At 37.0% G+C, this 1603-nt stretch carries 3 protein-coding genes; 1 reads left to right on the forward strand and 2 read right to left on the reverse strand.

What is annotated here, in order from left to right; all coding sequences use genetic code 11:
- A partial coding sequence (locus tag DM84_RS05850; RefSeq protein WP_250779051.1) for a patatin-like phospholipase family protein occupies positions 1–799 on the reverse strand: 799 nt, incomplete at its 3' end.
- A gap of 191 nt (positions 800–990) precedes the next feature.
- On the opposite strand from DM84_RS05850, the gene DM84_RS05855 reads away from it, so the two are divergent.
- Positions 991–1224 carry a phospholipase D-like domain-containing protein gene (locus DM84_RS05855; protein ID WP_250779053.1) on the forward strand — a complete coding sequence of 78 codons (234 nt, stop codon included), beginning with the start codon at positions 991–993 and terminating at the stop codon, positions 1222–1224.
- Here the strand turns inward: DM84_RS05855 and DM84_RS05860 are convergent, their stop codons facing one another.
- Positions 1225–1440: a hypothetical protein gene (locus DM84_RS05860; protein ID WP_250779055.1), complete on the reverse strand. Its 216-nt coding sequence runs from the start codon at positions 1438–1440 to the stop codon at positions 1225–1227.
- Between the last annotated feature and the right edge of the window lie 163 nt (positions 1441–1603).

Consider the following 1603-nt stretch of genomic DNA (forward strand, 5'->3'; position numbering starts at 1 on the left):
TTGTCAGTTGTGATTGTATTCTTATGTATCTATCGTCCATTACGTTACTTAGCTGGTAATTTACTACATCAAGGCTCGATGCAAACATCACATTCAGCAGAGGCTTTATCCAGGCTATCTTCCCTAATTTCATGTACTTTACTCGATTAGATAGCCTACCTGTTCCAATTGAGACCAGAACTATTTCTTCATTGGGAAAAAGTTTTTTGCCGTCTGCATATGCACATGCTGCTGGATTATTGGCAAATACCCCTCCGTCTACTAATACTCTTTTCTTTTGGCTGACTTCTAAATACTTAGGAGCAAAGTAAGTTGGTGCTGCTGTTGTGGCTCTGAGCGCTTCTCTTAGTTTGATAAAATTTCTATCTTCTCTCCAGCTCTTGAAGAAAAATGGGCAGTTATTGTGAATGTCATAACTTGTAATTAGTACCCTACTTAAGGTGTGTTTGAGAATATCATCACCAAAATATTTTTCCAGTACTGATTCAATGTTGTTATATGGGTATTTTTCGCAGTTAAACCAAGAGAATATTGATCGCCTAAAAAATGAAGATTTGAAAATGTATGATCCGTATTTTTGGTAAAGCTCAACTAAATCATTTGCTGAATATTGAGGCTTACCTTGGTCATCTTTCTTGCACAGTCCAGCTACAACAATCCCACCCGTTGAAGTACCTGCCATTAGGTCAAATATTTCGGCAATAGGCCTTCTTGCTTTCTTTTCTATTTCTGCTAGTATTATGGCTGGTATGATGCCTCTTATGCCTCCGCCGTCCACTGACAGGATATATTTAACCATGTTTAGATATTTATTAATTTTATTAACTTTTATCAGCCCTGCCCAAAAGCTACGGTCTGTTTTACTCCTGGAGAAAATTGCACCGATCTAATAGTTGATTCTATAAGTCATGCTGAAAAGTTTGCAAGCATATTCATTTACTTCTAAATCTATCGCAAAGTCGCTAATCGAAGCTAAGAATCAGGGCGTTGATGTTAAGGTTATTTGCACAAACTAGCTCAAAGCATAGTGTCATTACTGAATTACTTGAGTACAAAATTCCGGTGTGGATTGACTTTAAACCCGCTATTGCCCACAGTGATGTAGCCCAACAAAGAAACGCTGAAAACCTACTGATCATAACAAGAGATTCTCCACTAGTTGAGCAATACCTTAAAAACTGGAAGGATCGCCAATCGCAGTCTAAGCTTTATACACCAGAATAGCTACTTTGAGTTGGCTTTAAATTCATCCAATTCCTCAGAAAGGTTCTTTACTCGTTCTTCCAGACGATATACCGTAACAGTCAATCCGTTGTTCTGCTCAATGAGTTTTTCATGCATGTGTACACGTAAATCGAGTTTAGCAAGCCACCATATCACCGCTACCGTCTGTATTATCATCGTTGCTATTACTGTGATTGGAATCTTTTGGTTTTGCATAATACGAAAATGCTTTTGATAAGTTAAGTTTTTAGAGTTTAGTCTTGTTGCTTTAATGTATAAAACCAGAAGTTAACGTATGTTATTTCTTACCCTGAGACGCAATTTCTGCTTCAGAAAGTAACCTTATAATTTAAACATAATCCTGATGTTTCATGTTATA

The organism is Wolbachia pipientis, assembly GCF_023661085.1.
Lineage (GTDB): Bacteria > Pseudomonadota > Alphaproteobacteria > Rickettsiales > Anaplasmataceae > Wolbachia.